The organism is Pseudomonas sp. GW821-FHT09A09 (assembly GCF_059418405.1).
The window spans coordinates 116,239-130,123 of sequence record NZ_JBWKPU010000005.1 but is presented as its reverse complement, the minus strand read 5'-3'; the positions used below and the strand labels follow the sequence as shown (position 1 = coordinate 130,123).

Below are 13,885 nucleotides of genomic sequence, written 5' to 3'. Positions count from 1 at the left end.
CCCCCCCCCCCCCCCCCCCCCCCCCCCCCCCCCCCCCCCCCCCCCCCCCCAGCTCCCACATTGGATCGTCGTCGCCCATTGAAGTATTTTTGCGTAAAATGCTGCGCTTTTCGTCACACACCTCTAGCGGATCCAAGCGCCATGGGCACTCTTACGGTCAACCAGAACAAACTGCAAAAACGCCTGCGTCGCCTGGCCGGTGAAGCGGTCGCCGATTTCAATATGATCGAGGACGGCGACAAGGTCATGGTCTGCCTCTCCGGCGGCAAAGACAGCTACACCATGCTCGACGTGCTGTTGCACCTGCAGAAGGTCGCACCGATCAAGTTCGAGATCGTGGCCGTCAACATGGACCAGAAACAACCCGGCTTTCCCGAGCACGTGCTGCCGGCCTACCTCAAAGAGCTGGGCGTGGAGTACCACATCGTCGAGAAAGACACCTATTCGGTGGTCAAGGAACTGATCCCGGAAGGCAAGACCACCTGCTCGCTGTGCTCGCGCCTGCGCCGTGGCACGCTCTACACCTTCGCCGACGAAATCGGCGCAACCAAGATGGCCCTGGGGCATCACCGCGACGACATCGTCGAGACCTTCTTCCTCAATATGTTCTTCAACGGCTCCCTCAAGGCCATGCCGCCCAAGCTGCGTGCCGATGACGGGCGCAACGTGGTGATTCGCCCGCTGGCGTATTGCAACGAGAAGGACATCCAGGCCTACTCCGACCTCAAGCAGTTCCCGATCATCCCGTGCAACCTGTGCGGTTCCCAGGAAAACCTGCAGCGCCAGGTGGTCAAGGAGATGCTGGTGGACTGGGAACGCAAGACCCCGGGCCGTACCGAGAGTATTTTCCGCAGCCTGCAGAACGTACAGCCGTCACAGTTGGCTGACCGCAACCTGTTCGATTTCACCAGTTTGAAGATTGACGAGACGGCCGCATCGCGCTTCGTCAATGTTGTGAACCTCTGAGCGATTTCAATGCTCTGACACACGGCGCTCGCGGGCGCCGTTTTCAATTCCATTGCCAGGAGAGGGCATGCGCGATTACAAGTGGCTGCACGAATATTGTCTGAACCGTTTTGGTTCGGCGGCCGAGCTGGAAGCCCACCTGCCTGTACCCCACACCCCGGCGCAACTGCGCAAGATCAGCGATGACCGCTACCTGTCCACACTGGCGCTGCGTGTGTTTCGCGCGGGGCTCAAGCACAGCGTGGTGGATGCCAAGTGGCCGGCGTTCGAAAAAGTGTTTTTCGGCTTCGACCCGGAAAAAGTCGTGCTGATGGGCGCCGAGCATTTGGAGCGACTGATGCAGGACACCAGCATCATCCGCCACCTGGGCAAGCTCAAGAGCGTGCCGCGCAATGCGCAGATGATCCTCGACATCCAGCAGGAGAAGGGCAGCTTCGGTGCCTTTATCGCCGACTGGCCGGTGACGGATATCGTCGGGCTGTGGAAGTACCTGAGCAAGCACGGGCATCAGTTGGGCGGGTTGTCGGCGCCACGCTTCTTGCGCATGGTGGGCAAGGACACCTTTGTGCCCAGTTATGACGTGGTGGCGGCGTTGAACGCGCAGAAGATCATCGACAAGGTGCCGACCAGCTTGCGGGATCTGGCGACGGTGCAGGGGGCGTTCAACCAGTGGCATGCCGAGAGTGGGCGGCCGATGTGCCAGCTGTCGATGATGCTGGCTTACACAGTGAATCATTGAGGCCATGGTGAGGCTATCGCCGGCAAGCCGGCTCCTACACGGAATGTGCGTTTCCCTGTAGGAGCCGGCTTGCCGGCGATAGCGGTCTTCAGGCCACCACAGCCTCAGCCAGCCGCCGATTGAGCTGATGCCGCCACCGCACATACAACAACGCCGTACAAAACACCGCCAGGCTCGCCAACATCTCCAGCACCCCGAACCACTGCCGGTTCGGGTCATAAGCCGCCAGCGCACCCTTGATGAAATACAGATTCACCACAAAGCACATCCACGAATACCCACGTGCGCTACCGAGCAACATCCCCGGCGCGAGGATCAGCAGCGGCACCAGTTCGATCACTAGGATCACCCACGGCCGCGCACCATGCAGGTCGGCGATGAACAGGTAATACACGCATAACAACCCCACCAGGCCCAGGAACGCCAGCAGGCTCAGTACGCGAGCGACTTTGACCCGTGGCTCCAGCCACGCCTGGGCCGGCAGGACCTTAGGCTTCCTGGCCACGGCCGTTCTCCAGCAGGATCGCGGTTTTCGCCAGGCGCAGGCCCAGGGCGCGGCACAGGGTGATTTCGTGCTGATCGAGCATGCGTTTGCCGTCCGGGCCCGAGTGGTGGCTGGCGCCATACGGCGTGCCGCCGCCCTGGGTGTCGAGCAGGGCTTGCTCGCTGTAGGGCAGGCCGGTGATCAGCATGCCGTGGTGCAGCAGCGGCAGCAGCATCGACATCAAGGTGGTTTCCTGGCCGCCATGCAGGCTGGCGGTGGAGGTAAACACCCCGGCCGGCTTGCCGACGAGGGCGCCGGTGAGCCACAGGTTGCTGGTGCCGTCGAGGAAGTACTTGAGCGGCGCCGCCATGTTGCCGAAGCGGGTCGGGCTGCCCAGGGCCAAGCCCGAGCAGTTTTTCAAGTCATCCAGGCTGGCATACAGCGCGCCTTCGTCCGGAATGCTGGGGGCCACGGCCTCGCACTCGGCGGAAATCGCTGGCACGGTGCGCAGGCGCGCTTCCAGCCCGGCCTGCTCGATGCCCCGGGCAATCTGGCGGGCCATTTCGCTCACCGAGCCATTGCGGCTGTAATACAACACCAGCACATACGGCGTCGTCACGGCAGGATCTCCAGCACGTTTTCCGGCGGGCGGCCAATGATGGCTTTATCGGCGGTTTCCAGGATCGGGCGTTCCATCAACTTGGGGTGCTCGGCGATGGCGGCGATCAGTTGCGCCTCGCTGAGGCTGGCGTCGGCCAGGTTGAGGGTTTTGTATTCGTCTTCGCCGGTGCGCAGCAGTTGGCGGGCGCTGAGGCCGAGCTTGGCCAGCAGGGCCTTCAACTGCGCCGCGTCCAGTGGGGTTTCCAGGTAGCGCACCACGGTCGGGGTGAGGCCACGGGCTTCCAGCAGTTCCAGCGCACCGCGGGATTTCGAGCAGCGCGGGTTGTGATAAAGCGTCAGATCGGTCATGTGCGGGTCGCATCTTGCGTAAGGTGGCGGGTATTCTACCCGGGCTGCGCCCCGTCCTTAAACCGTAAGAGGCGATAGGTCGCAGCCAACGTTCATTTTTGCGAAGGATTACCCCATGACAAGGCGACTGATCGGTGCATTGGCGATCATCACAACCCTGCTGCTCAGCGGCTGCGGTAACGATTACGGCGTTGACCAATATGGCCAGAAAGTGGCGGCCGAGCGCCTGGACAAGCAATGGGTGGTGGTCAACTACTGGGCCGAATGGTGTGGCCCGTGCCGCACGGAAATCCCGGAGCTCAATGCCCTGGCCGAGCAACTGAAAGCGCAGAAGGTGGGGGTGTTCGGGGTCAACTTCGACAATGTGCAGGGTGAAGAACTCAAGGCCGCCAGCGAGAAGCTGGGGATCAAGTTCACCGTGCTGGCGCAGAACCCGGAAGAGATTTTCGATATCCCGCGCAGCGAGGCGTTGCCGGTGACCTACATCATCGATGACAAGGGCAAGGTGCGCGAGCAATTGATGGGTGAGCAGACGGCGGAAGGGGTGCTGGCCAAGCTCAAGGCGCTGCGCGGATAAACAGCGGGGAGCCGGCTGGTGTGGGAGCTGGCTTGCCTGCGATGCGGGCGGCGCGGTGTATCAGGTGCGCCGCAGCGATGTCATCGCAGGCAAGCCAGCTCCCACAGAGAAGCCAGCCGAATCGGAGGTTGGGTCAGCCTTCTTCGAGCCACAGGCGGATCGGCAGGCCATCGGCCGGCCAGAAACGCGTCTGCTCGATCGGTGAAATGTCCCAGCGCTGTACGCCTTGCAAGGCCTGGAAGAAGCGGTGTTCCTGCTCCATCAGGGCCTCGGCGCAGAGCTTGCGGGTGCTGCCGATCTTGCCGAAGCTGAGCTTATCGCCATCGACGGTGTAGGGCGCGAACCAGTGGTTGCAGCCGCCGTTGCCGTAGGCGCGACCATCGGCGCCCAGGGTGACGGTCAGGTGCGCGTAGTCCATCAGCGGCCGCTCACCGATCCATTCCACCACGTAGCTGTGGTCCTGCTTGAGCTTGACCGCATCCCCGGCACAGCCGGCAAGGCCTGCACCGAGGGCGGCGAGCAGAAGCAGGCCTTTCATTGCGCGGCCTGCTGGCATTTCGGGCAGCGGTGCTTGTCGCCTTCGCTGGCCCAGCCCAATTCCTTGATGCGTGCATTGGCCGCCGGTTGCAGCGGTTCTTTGGTCAGCTTGGTTTCCACTGCGAATTCAAACTCCAGCACGCTGTCGCAGCTGTCGCAGTTGACCTTCCAGGTGTGAATTTCCAGTTCGCCGAATTTCGGCCCCTGGGCCATGGCGACCCATTGACCCGCCGGGCGGATGGAGTAGCGCGCGTCACCTTCGACGGTAAGGCGCATCGACAGGGTTTTACTGCCGCGCAGGGTGACGATCAGAACGTCGCCGTTCTTGATCGCGCCACCGTTGCCGGTGACTTGGTAACGGCCCGGCACCAGGGCGCGGCATTCGATCAGGGTGTGTTGCGGGCTCAGCAAGCTGAAGCGGAAATCGTGTTCGGCCATGGATCCTCCAAATAGGCGCGGCATCCTATCACGGGTGCCCGCCCATCATGAGCCTGGTATGTGACCGCTGATCATCCGTGCACGACGTTCTGCGGCTGGCCATTGGCCCATGCGCTGATGTTGGCCAGTGTGGTGCCGGCGATGGCGGCCAGGGCCTCGCGGGTGAGAAACGCCTGGTGGGCGGTGATGATCACGTTGGGGAAGGTCAGCAGGCGCGCCAGTACGTCATCTTGCAGGGGCAGGTCGGAGCGGTCCTCGAAGAACAGCTGCGCCTCTTCCTCGTACACGTCCAGCCCCAGGTAGCCGAGTTGGCCGTCTTTCAGCGCTTCGATCAGCGCCGGAGTGTCCACCAGGCCGCCACGACCGGTGTTGATCAGCATCGCGCCCGGCTGCATGTGCGCCAGGGAGCTGGCATTGATCAAGTGTTTGCTCTCGGCGGTCAGCGGGCAGTGCAGGCTGATGATCTGCGCCTCGGCCAGCAGCTCGGGCAGGCTCACATAGCGGGCGCCCAGGGCCTGGACCTGTGGATTGGGGAAGGGGTCGTAGGCAAGCAACTGGCAGCCGAAACCGGCCATGATTTTGGCAAACGTGGCGCCGATCTGCCCGGTGCCGACCACGCCGACGGTCTTGCCGACCAGGTCGAACCCGGTCAGGCCGTGCAGGCTGAAGTCGCCGTCGCGGGTACGGTTATAGGCGCGGTGCAGGCGTCGGTTGAGGGCCAGGATCAGCGCGACGGCGTGCTCGGCGACCGCATGGGGCGAGTAGGCGGGTACACGCACGACGGTCAGGCCCAGGCGTTTGGCGACGGCCAGGTCGACATGGTTGTAACCGGCCGAACGCAAGGCGATCAGGCGCGTGCCGCCCTTGGCCAACTGCTCCAGCACCGGCGCACTGAGGTCATCGTTGATGAAGGCGCAGACCACTTCGTGTTTTTCGGCCAGGGCCACGGTGTCGAGGTTGAGCCGGGCGGGCTGGAATTGCAGCTCAACGCCAGCAGACAATGGCTCGCCGAGAAAGCTGTCGCGGTCGTAGGTTTGGCTGCTGAAAAGAATCACGCGCATTAAAAAGCTCCCTGCACTCACACAATAAACACATAACCCTGTGGGAGCGGGCTTGCCCGCGATAGCGATGTATCTGTTGCAGCATCGTTAACTGATACACCGCCATCGGGGGCAAGCCCCCTCCCACCTAAGGCAGATCCCATTAGGCGCGGGTCAGGCGCTGACCCGCGCCTCACTGGCCAGTCGGGCAATCGCCATGTCCAACTCGTCCAGCGCTGCCATGGCCTTGGCGTCGTCCTGCTTGAGCAGGGTTTCGGCACGCTGGCAGGCGGCGCGCAGTTGCGGCACGCCGCAGTAACGGGTGGCGCCGTGCAGGCGGTGGACGCGTTCGATCAGCGCATTGTTGTCGTTGGCTTCACGGGCAACGGTGATGGCCAGGCGGTCGGCTTCCAGGGAGGCCAACAGCATGGCGAGCATATCAGCGGCCAAGTCGGACTTGTTGGCGGCCAGGCGCAGGCCTTCTTCGTGGTCGAGCACCAGCAATTGCAGGCCAGGGCCCAAGCCGTCGTTCGAACGCTCCGGCCCTTGGTTGCGCAGGGCCAGGCCGGTCCACTTCAGCACCACCTGGGCCAATTGCCGCTCACTGATGGGCTTGGTCAGGTAGTCGTCCATGCCGCTTTGCAGCAGGGCACGTTTTTCGTTGGCCATGGCATGGGCGGTGAGGGCCACCACCGGCAGCGGCGTGCCATGGCGTTCGCTCTCCCACTGGCGAATCGCCTCGGTGCTCTGGCGGCCGTCCATGCCGGGCATCTGCACGTCCATCAGCACCAAGTCGAAGGTTTCCTGTTTGACCGCGTCGATGGCCGCGTAACCGCTTTCCACCGCCTGGACCTTGGCCCCCATGTCTTCGAGCAAGGTTTGCACCAGCAGCAGGTTGGCCGGGTTGTCGTCCACACACAATACCCGCGGTGCGCGGCTCGACAGCGGTTCGCCCGGTTCGCTGCGCGCAGGGCGCGGGCTGATCAGGTCGGCCAGGGCGCGGCGCAGCTTTCGCGTACAGGCCGGCTTGGCCTGCAATTGGCTGTTGGGGTTGGGCACCGACTGGTTGAACAGCATCTGCTCGGTGGTCGGGCACAGCACCAGCACCTTGCAGCCCAAGTGTTCGAGGTCCCACAGATGCTGGTTGAGGCGCTCGGGCGGGATGTCATTGGCGGTCACGCCCAGCACGGCCAGGTCAATGGCCTGCTCGGTTTGATGGGCGCTGGTGATGCCATTGGTCAGGCTTTCCAGGGTGTTGAACGGGGTGACTTCCAGGCCGCAGTCTTCCAGTTGGTGCTGCAAGGCCTGGCGCGCCAGTTCGTGGTTTTCCAACACCGCCACGCGCCGGCCGAGCAGCGGCGTGGAGGGCAGGTCGTCAACGTCGTCGCGGGTCTTGGGCAGGCTCAGGCTGATCCAGAATTCCGAGCCTTCGCCCGGGGTGCTGTCCACGCCGATTTCGCCGCCCATCTGCTCAATCAATCGCTTGGAAATGACTAGCCCCAGGCCCGTACCGCCCGGTTGGCGCGACAGCGAGTTGTCGGCCTGGCTGAACGCCTGGAACAGTGCGCGCACGTCCTGGTTGGACAGGCCGATGCCGGTGTCCTGCACGCTGATGCGCAGCTGTACGCTGTCTTCCTGTTCGTCTTCGATCATCGCCCGGGCAACGATGGTGCCTTCGCGGGTGAACTTGATCGCGTTGCTGATCAGGTTGGTGAGGATCTGCTTGAGTCGCAGCGGGTCGCCCACCAGCGCCAGCGGCGTGTCGCGGTACACCAGGCTGACCAGTTCGAGCTGCTTGGCATGGGCGGCGGGGGCGAGGATGGTCAGGGTGTCTTGCAGCAGGTCGCGCAGGTTGAACGGTACGCTGTCGAGCACCAGTTTGCCGGCTTCGATCTTCGAGAAATCGAGGATTTCATTGATGATGCCCAGCAGGTTGTCGGCGGACTTTTCGATGGTGCCCAGGTAATCGAGCTGGCGTGGCGACAGTTCGCTTTTTTGCAGCAGGTGGGTAAAACCAAGGATGCCATTGAGCGGGGTGCGGATCTCATGGCTCATGTTGGCCAGGAACTCTGACTTGATGCGGCTGGCCTCCAGGGCCTCCTTGCGCGCCAGGTCCAGCTCGATGTTCTGGATTTCGATGGTTTCCAGGTTCTGGCGCACGTCTTCGGTGGCCTGGTCGATGCTGTGCTGTAGTTCTTCCTGGGCATTTTGCAGGGTTTCGGCCATGCGGTTGATGCCCGAGGCCAGTTGGTCGAGTTCCTGGCTGCCCAGCGGTGGCAGGCGAGTTTCCAGGTTGCCGTCCTTTAACTGTGCAACGGCTTGCTTGATCTGGCCGATGGGCGAATTGATGGTGCGGCTGATCCGCAGCGCCAGGGCGGCCGTGCAGATCAAGCCGATGGCAATCAACAGCAGGCTGGCGAACAGGCTGCGATAGCCGCGCAGCAGCATACCGTTGTGGGACAGTTCTACTTCGACCCAGCCCAGCAAACGGTCGGCTTCGTCGGGAATCAAGTCGCCCGCCAGGTTTCGATGGCGGCCAAATACTGGCAGCAGGTAGCGCGTGGCGTCGTTGCCGGTGCGCTGCAACAGGTGCGAGCTGTTGCCGACGGGCGGCTGGTTGAGCATGGTCGGGCCCGCGTGGGCCAGGGGCGAGCGGTCGGGGCTGAGGAACGATACGGCGCGTACGTCCGGCTGTTCCAGGGATTGGGTGGCGATGCGCTCCAGCAGGTCGGTGTTGCGGGCACTCAGGGCCGGTGCCACCAGCGGCGCCAACTGTTCGGCGATCATTTCACCGCGCTGCAGCAACTGGGTCTGCAACTCCGAAAGCTGCATCCAGGTGAAATAGCCCCCCAACAACAGGGCCATCAGGCTGGTCGGTAATAAGGTCAGCAACAGTACGCGGCCTTTTATCCCCATTCTTCTTAGCACGCCACTCTCCTGCTACCACAGTGTTTTCGATTATCCGCGCAGGCATCCGGCCCGCACCACCTGCGCAGTGTAGCCATTTGCGCGGGCTGGAATCTCGCAAATTATTGACGGGTGGCAATCTTCGGGCCATTCGGTGCCCGGTGGCGATTGCCTGTGACGGTTTAATCTTGAATAATCGGCCATTGAGAATGAATTGCAGACGCTAATGAATCCCGCAGCAGTTGGCCTACCCAGTATCCTGACCATCGAAGATGACCCTGTGCTGGGCGCTTATGTCCACGAGCACCTGGGCCGCTGTGGCTTCCAGGTGACCTGGTGCCAGAATGGCCAGCAAGGCCTGCAGATGGCCCGGGACCAGGCGTTTGATGTGGTGTTGATGGATATCCTGTTGCCAGGTCTCGATGGGTTGTCGATTCTCACCCACCTGCGCCAGAGCCACGCGATCCCGGTGATCCTGATGTCGGCCCTGGGCGCCGAGGCGGATCGCATCAGTGGTTTTCGCCTGGGGGCGGATGACTATCTGCCCAAGCCGTTCAGCATGATCGAGCTGCGCGTGCGCATCGAGGCCATCCTGCGTCGCGTGGCGCTGGACCGTCGCCCGTTGCCGACACCCTTGGCGCCGCGTGATGACGCGCGTTCCCTGCGTTTTGACGACGAGCTGTGCGACATCTTCTATCAGGAGCACTGGGCCGGTTTGACCCGCAGCGAGTACCGCCTGCTGGAAACCCTGCACCGCAGTGCGGACGAGGTGCTCAGCAAAGCCTTCCTTTATCAGCATGTGTTGCAACGCGGTTATGCCCCCCATGACCGCAGCCTCGACATGCACATCAGCCAGATCCGCCGCAAGCTCAAGGCCATCGGCTACAGCGAGCGCGAGGTGCGCACGGTGTGGGGCAAGGGCTATGTGCTGAGCGGTCACGATGAAGGGCTTTGAACGCGCGCTGAAACAACTGCCCGGCAAGCACTCGTTATTCTGGAAGCTGGCCTGCCTGTTGATTGCCTTCTGCTTGCTGATGATCTGGCTCAGTTGGTCTTGGGGCCGTTACATGGAAGAGCAGAATGCCTACCTGGCCGATGAGTCGCGCGAGATCCTCAAGGGCTATGCCGCCGGCGCCGAACTGGCGTGGAACACCCAAGGCAATGCCGGTGTGGATGCCTGGCTGCACGTCATGGCCCAGCGTGAATCGACCTGGATCGGCGTGATTGGCAACGACCTGCAATCCCTCAGCAGTGCACCCTTGAGTGACAAGGAAAGCCAGCGGCTGACCTTCTTGCGCGGGCTGGAGTGGCCGGTGAGCCGGCACGTCAAAGGCCTGCCGTGGGTGAAAATCCCGTTCCCGATGGACCCCGGTGCTGGCTCGCTGGTCATCGAATTGCCCAAGCGTTTTATGCCAGGGCGCTACCAATTGTTCTGGCGAGTGGTCACCAATGGCGTGATCCCGGGCCTGTTTACCTTGCTGCTGTGCATTGGACTTTATCGGCTGCTGATCATGCCCCTCAATCAGTTGCGCGAGCAGGCTAACGCCTGGCGTGCCGATCAACTCAATACCCGGATGTCCCGCGAGGCCATCAGCCGCCAGGATGAACTGGGCGAGCTGGGTCGGGCGTTTGACCATATGTCCGAGCGTTTGCAGGGCACCGTGGTGCTGCAACAACAGTTACTGCGCGACATGTCCCATGAATTGCGCACCCCCTTGAGCCGTCTGAGGGTGGCCTGTGACAGTGAGCAAGACCTTGCGCAGTTGCGCGAGCGGCTGGCACGTGAAGTGGACGCGATGCAGCGCCTGGTGGAAGACAGCCTGCAACTGGCGTGGCTGGACAGTGACAGGGCGCCGCTGCCTAACGAGGATATCCAGTTGCAGGCGTTGTGGGACATGTTGCGCGAAAACGCCTGTTACGAGAGTGACTGGCCGGCGTCGCGCATGCCTTGCCTGTTGCCGGCCGATTGCTGGGTGCGCGGCAACCTGAATGCACTGGCCCAGGCCTTGGAAAACGTGTTGCGCAATGCCATCCGCCATTCTCCCGCCCACGGTCTGGTGAAGCTGGACGGGTGCCGTGAGGGTGACTACTGGCACCTGTGGCTGGAGGATCAGGGCGGGGGCATCGCAGAGCAGGACCTTGAGCGAATTTTTGCGCCCTTTACCCGCCTGGAAGGTTCACGGCCTGGCGACGGTGGCTTCGGCCTGGGCTTGAGCATCGCGCGCAACGCCGTGCAGCGTCAGGGTGGTCGCTTGTGGGCGGAAAATACCGGGAAGGGCCTGCGGGTACACCTGCGCTTGCTGGCCCGTTGAGGTTTCAGGCGCGACGCTGTTTGCGCTTTTTCCACTGGTGGGCAACCCACCAGCGCCAATAGATCATGGTCAGGCAATAGGCCAACGCTCCCAGCACCAACCCCAGTACCACGGAACCCAGCAGGAAAGGCTGCCAGAGGGTGCTCAGTTGGCTGCTGATCCACTCCCAGGTGAGGTTGTCGGGCAGGCTGCGTGGCGGCACATTCATCAGCCAGGCGCCGGTGAGGTAGGTGCAGATAAACACCAACGGCATGGTGATCGGGTTGGTCAGCCAGACCAGGCTGACGGCAATCGGCATGTTGGCGCGTACGACAATCGACAGCACGGCCGCCAGCAGCATCTGCAAGGGAATCGGGATGAACGCCGCGAACAGGCCCACGGCCATGGCCCGCGCTACGGAATGGCGATTCAGGTGCCAGAGGTTGGGGTCATGCAGCAATGTGCCGAGAAACTGTAATGACTTGTGTTCCCTGATACTGCTGGGATCGGGCATGTACCGTTTGAATAAGCGCCGGGGCATAAGGGGTCCAGGTCAGTTCGAGGGGCAAGTATGCCCGCATTCTATAAACAGAAAATTCAGACTTTGTGACAAAACATCATAGGTCGCCCTGAGGGCCCGGCTAAGACTGATTGGAACTTTTGAAAAGGAAGCTCCATGAGAACCGGGATGTTCGCCCTCGCGCTTGGCTTGCTGGCCTTGCGATTTCTACCGGCACTGCCCCCGACTGCAGGCTTGCTGGCCATGCCGGTGCTGGCCTTGATGCTGCTGCCGTTTCGGACCTACCCGCTGGCGTTCTTCCTGCTGGGGTTGAGCTGGGCGTGCATCAGCGCGCAGTGGGCATTGGATGATCGTCTCAAGCCGACTCTGGACGGGCAGACACGTTGGGTGGAGGGGCGTGTGGTCGGGTTGCCGCAACAGACGGCCACCGGGGTGCGTTTCGAACTGGCCGACAGTCGGTCGCGCAATGCTCGCTTGCCCAAACGTATCCGGGTGTCCTGGCATGGTGGCCCGCCGGTTAAAAGCGGCGAGCGGTGGCGCTTGGCAATTAAGCTCAAGCGGCCCGCGGGGTTGCTCAATTTTCACGGTTTTGATTACGAGGCCTGGCTACTGGCCCAGCGCATCGGTGCCACCGGCTCGGTCAAGGATGGCGAGCGCCTCACGTCGGCGCGCAATGCCTGGCGCGATTCGCTGCGTCAGCAACTGATGGCGGTGGACGCCCAAGGTCGTGAAGCGGGCCTGGCGGCGCTGGTGCTGGGGGACGGTTCCGGGCTGAAGGCCGAAGACTGGCGGGTGCTGCAAGACACCGGCACCGTGCATCTGCTGGTGATTTCCGGTCAGCATATCGGCTTGTTGGCGGGTTTGATCTATGGCCTAGTCGCCGGCCTGGCGCGTTATGGCGCCTGGCCGCGAACGGTGCCGTGGCTGCCTTGGGCCTGTGGCCTGGCGTTTGCCGCAGCGCTGGGTTATGGCTTGCTGGCGGGGTTTGGCGTACCGGTACAGCGGGCGTGCGTAATGGTGGGCCTGGTCTTGCTATGGCGTTTGCGCTTCCGGCATCTGGGGATCTGGTGGCCGCTGTTGCTGGCATTCGACAGCGTGCTGCTGCTTGAACCGTTGGCGAGCTTGCAGCCGGGGTTCTGGTTGTCGTTTGCGGCGGTTGCGGTGTTGGCCCTGAGCTTCGGCGGGCGTTTGGGGCGTTGGAGTGCCTGGCAACTGTGGACCCGCCCGCAATGGTTGATTGCCATCGGTCTGTTTCCCTTGCTGCTGGTGCTTGGGCTGCCCATCAGCCTCAGTGCCCCCGTGGCCAATTTATTAGCCGTGCCGTGGATCAGCCTGGTGGTGTTGCCGTTGGCGCTTCTGGGAACGGCCTTGTTGGCCGTGCCGTGGGCGGGGGAAGGGCTACTTTGGTTGGCAGGCGGGGCGTTGGATGGGCTGTTTCGCGGGTTGGCCTTGCTCGCCGGGCACGTGCCGGCCTGGGTGCCGGCCGAAGTGCCTTTGGGCTATTGGCTGGTAAGTGTGGCAGGTGCTGTGTTGCTGCTGTTGCCCAAGGGTGTTCCGTTTCGGCTGCTGGGGTGGCCGATGCTGATGCTGGCAGTATTTCCACCGAGAACATTGGTGCCCCACGGTCAAGTGGACGTGGTGCAACTGGATGTCGGCCAGGGGCAGGCGTTGATCCTGCGCACGCGCAATCACACCATGATTTACGACACGGGGCCCCGGGTGGGAGATTCCGATCTGGGCGCTCGTGTCGTGCTGCCTTCGCTGAAAAAATTTGGGGTAGGGCAGTTGGACCTGATGCTGATTAGCCATGCCGACGCCGATCATGCCGGCGGCGCGGCAGCGGTTGCGCGAGGGCTGCCCGTCCAGCGAGTGGTGGGCGGGGAGACCACAGGTTTGCCGGCGTTTCTCCATACGCAACCCTGTATCAGCGGTGAGCAATGGACATGGGATGGGGTGTCGTTCGAGTTATGGCAGTGGCCCGACGCGATTTCTGGCAATGCCAAGTCCTGCGTATTGTTGATCGAGGCCAGTGGCGAGCGTCTGTTGCTCACGGGGGATATCGATCGCGCTGCTGAGCGGGTCTTGCTTGGCTCACCCTTGGCGGCGCCTGTCGATTGGTTACAGGCGCCGCACCATGGTAGCCACAGCTCTTCCTCCTGGCCTTTCGTGCAACGGCTGGCTCCCAAGTCAGTGTTGATTTCACGGGGCCGTGGCAATGCGTTCGGCCATCCTCACGCCCAAGTCATCGAACGTTACCGGGCGCTGGGCAGCCAGCGCTATGACAGTGCGGAACAGGGCGCGGTGCGCCTGCAATTGGGCGCTTTCCAGCCACCGGTTGTTGCGCGCAGTCAACGTCGCTTCTGGCGCGAACCCTTACCCTAGTGGTGCATTGCCCAAGGCCAGGCCCCGCGACGGGC

At 62.8% G+C, this 13,885-nt stretch carries 14 protein-coding genes; 6 read left to right on the top strand and 8 right to left on the bottom strand.

Going from position 1 to position 13,885, the window contains the following annotated elements; all coding sequences use genetic code 11:
• Positions 1 to 141 precede the first annotated feature (141 nt).
• Together ttcA and AC07OV_RS06125 are read left to right on the top strand one after the other, a co-directional pair.
• Positions 142 to 966 (top strand): tRNA 2-thiocytidine(32) synthetase TtcA, encoded by an 825-nt coding sequence (ttcA, locus tag AC07OV_RS06130; protein WP_176995500.1) that lies wholly within the window; start codon positions 142 to 144, stop codon positions 964 to 966.
• Positions 967 to 1,033: 67 nt separating this feature from the next.
• On the top strand, positions 1,034 to 1,705 hold the full coding sequence (locus tag AC07OV_RS06125; RefSeq protein WP_176995501.1) for a DNA-3-methyladenine glycosylase I: 672 nt from the start codon (positions 1,034 to 1,036) through the stop codon (positions 1,703 to 1,705).
• Between the two features lie 88 nt (positions 1,706 to 1,793).
• On the opposite strand, the gene AC07OV_RS06120 is transcribed toward AC07OV_RS06125, so the two are convergent.
• Genes AC07OV_RS06120 through arsC form a run of 3 tightly spaced genes read right to left on the bottom strand, consistent with a single transcriptional unit; the run spans position 1,794 to position 3,158 of the window.
• Positions 1,794 to 2,210, bottom strand: coding sequence for a DUF2069 domain-containing protein (locus tag AC07OV_RS06120; protein WP_176995502.1), 417 nt, complete (start codon positions 2,208 to 2,210; stop codon positions 1,794 to 1,796).
• On the bottom strand, positions 2,194 to 2,808 hold the full coding sequence (gene wrbA / locus AC07OV_RS06115; RefSeq protein WP_495091796.1) for an NAD(P)H:quinone oxidoreductase: 615 nt from the start codon (positions 2,806 to 2,808) through the stop codon (positions 2,194 to 2,196). Before wrbA ends, AC07OV_RS06120 begins: the two co-directional genes overlap by 17 nt.
• Positions 2,805 to 3,158: an arsenate reductase (glutaredoxin) gene (gene arsC, locus AC07OV_RS06110; protein WP_176995504.1), complete on the bottom strand. Its 354-nt coding sequence runs from the start codon at positions 3,156 to 3,158 to the stop codon at positions 2,805 to 2,807. Before arsC ends, wrbA begins: the two co-directional genes overlap by 4 nt.
• Before the next feature lie 115 nt (positions 3,159 to 3,273).
• On the opposite strand from arsC, the gene AC07OV_RS06105 reads away from it, so the two are divergent.
• Complete coding sequence (locus tag AC07OV_RS06105) at positions 3,274 to 3,735, top strand: TlpA disulfide reductase family protein (RefSeq protein ID WP_259174972.1); 462 nt, start codon at positions 3,274 to 3,276, stop codon at positions 3,733 to 3,735.
• Between the two features lie 133 nt (positions 3,736 to 3,868).
• Here the strand turns inward: AC07OV_RS06105 and AC07OV_RS06100 are convergent, their stop codons facing one another.
• The 4 genes from AC07OV_RS06100 to AC07OV_RS06085 form a co-directional block, all read right to left on the bottom strand.
• Entirely contained in the window at positions 3,869 to 4,273 is a 405-nt protein-coding gene (locus AC07OV_RS06100; RefSeq protein WP_176995506.1) for an META domain-containing protein, read from the bottom strand.
• Complete coding sequence (locus AC07OV_RS06095) at positions 4,270 to 4,710, bottom strand: hypothetical protein (RefSeq protein ID WP_176995507.1); 441 nt, start codon at positions 4,708 to 4,710, stop codon at positions 4,270 to 4,272. The genes AC07OV_RS06100 and AC07OV_RS06095 overlap by 4 nt, the downstream gene beginning before the upstream one ends.
• A gap of 71 nt (positions 4,711 to 4,781) precedes the next feature.
• On the bottom strand, positions 4,782 to 5,771 hold the full coding sequence (locus AC07OV_RS06090) for a 2-hydroxyacid dehydrogenase (RefSeq protein WP_494996883.1): 990 nt from the start codon (positions 5,769 to 5,771) through the stop codon (positions 4,782 to 4,784).
• A 153-nt stretch (positions 5,772 to 5,924) separates the two neighbouring features.
• Positions 5,925 to 8,678 (bottom strand): response regulator, encoded by a 2,754-nt coding sequence (locus AC07OV_RS06085; protein WP_495091795.1) that lies wholly within the window; start codon positions 8,676 to 8,678, stop codon positions 5,925 to 5,927.
• A 205-nt stretch (positions 8,679 to 8,883) separates the two neighbouring features.
• On the opposite strand from AC07OV_RS06085, the gene AC07OV_RS06080 reads away from it, so the two are divergent.
• Together AC07OV_RS06080 and AC07OV_RS06075 are read left to right on the top strand one after the other, a co-directional pair.
• Positions 8,884 to 9,612: a response regulator transcription factor gene (locus AC07OV_RS06080; RefSeq protein WP_176995510.1), complete on the top strand. Its 729-nt coding sequence runs from the start codon at positions 8,884 to 8,886 to the stop codon at positions 9,610 to 9,612.
• On the top strand, positions 9,599 to 10,969 hold the full coding sequence (locus tag AC07OV_RS06075; RefSeq protein ID WP_494996884.1) for a sensor histidine kinase: 1,371 nt from the start codon (positions 9,599 to 9,601) through the stop codon (positions 10,967 to 10,969). The genes AC07OV_RS06080 and AC07OV_RS06075 overlap by 14 nt, the downstream gene beginning before the upstream one ends.
• 4 nt (positions 10,970 to 10,973) lie before the next feature.
• On the opposite strand, the gene AC07OV_RS06070 is transcribed toward AC07OV_RS06075, so the two are convergent.
• The gene (locus AC07OV_RS06070) at positions 10,974 to 11,489 is read right to left on the bottom strand and encodes a DUF2062 domain-containing protein (protein ID WP_176995512.1); all 516 of its coding nucleotides are present in this window, start codon (positions 11,487 to 11,489) and stop codon (positions 10,974 to 10,976) included.
• 135 nt (positions 11,490 to 11,624) lie between these two features.
• Between AC07OV_RS06070 and AC07OV_RS06065 the strand changes: the two genes are divergently transcribed.
• A complete protein-coding gene (locus AC07OV_RS06065; RefSeq protein ID WP_495091794.1) occupies positions 11,625 to 13,850 on the top strand; it encodes a DNA internalization-related competence protein ComEC/Rec2 in 2,226 nt (741 codons plus the stop codon).
• Positions 13,851 to 13,885: the final 35 nt, after the last annotated feature.

What these genes read in the sequence shown, in the direction of transcription:
- AC07OV_RS06100 (WP_176995506.1), bottom strand. Translation starts at nt 4,273, where the DNA reads ATGAAAGGCCTGCTTCTGCTCGCCGCCCTCGGTGCAGGCCTTGCCGGC.
- AC07OV_RS06080 (WP_176995510.1), top strand. Translation starts at nt 8,884, where the DNA reads ATGAATCCCGCAGCAGTTGGCCTACCCAGTATCCTGACCATCGAAGAT.
- ttcA (WP_176995500.1), top strand. Translation starts at nt 142, where the DNA reads ATGGGCACTCTTACGGTCAACCAGAACAAACTGCAAAAACGCCTGCGT.
- AC07OV_RS06095 (WP_176995507.1), bottom strand. Translation starts at nt 4,710, where the DNA reads ATGGCCGAACACGATTTCCGCTTCAGCTTGCTGAGCCCGCAACACACC.
- AC07OV_RS06105 (WP_259174972.1), top strand. Translation starts at nt 3,274, where the DNA reads ATGACAAGGCGACTGATCGGTGCATTGGCGATCATCACAACCCTGCTG.
- arsC (WP_176995504.1), bottom strand. Translation starts at nt 3,158, where the DNA reads ATGACCGATCTGACGCTTTATCACAACCCGCGCTGCTCGAAATCCCGC.
- AC07OV_RS06090 (WP_494996883.1), bottom strand. Translation starts at nt 5,771, where the DNA reads ATGCGCGTGATTCTTTTCAGCAGCCAAACCTACGACCGCGACAGCTTT.
- AC07OV_RS06070 (WP_176995512.1), bottom strand. Translation starts at nt 11,489, where the DNA reads ATGCCCCGGCGCTTATTCAAACGGTACATGCCCGATCCCAGCAGTATC.
- AC07OV_RS06065 (WP_495091794.1), top strand. Translation starts at nt 11,625, where the DNA reads ATGAGAACCGGGATGTTCGCCCTCGCGCTTGGCTTGCTGGCCTTGCGA.
- AC07OV_RS06125 (WP_176995501.1), top strand. Translation starts at nt 1,034, where the DNA reads ATGCGCGATTACAAGTGGCTGCACGAATATTGTCTGAACCGTTTTGGT.
- AC07OV_RS06075 (WP_494996884.1), top strand. Translation starts at nt 9,599, where the DNA reads ATGAAGGGCTTTGAACGCGCGCTGAAACAACTGCCCGGCAAGCACTCG.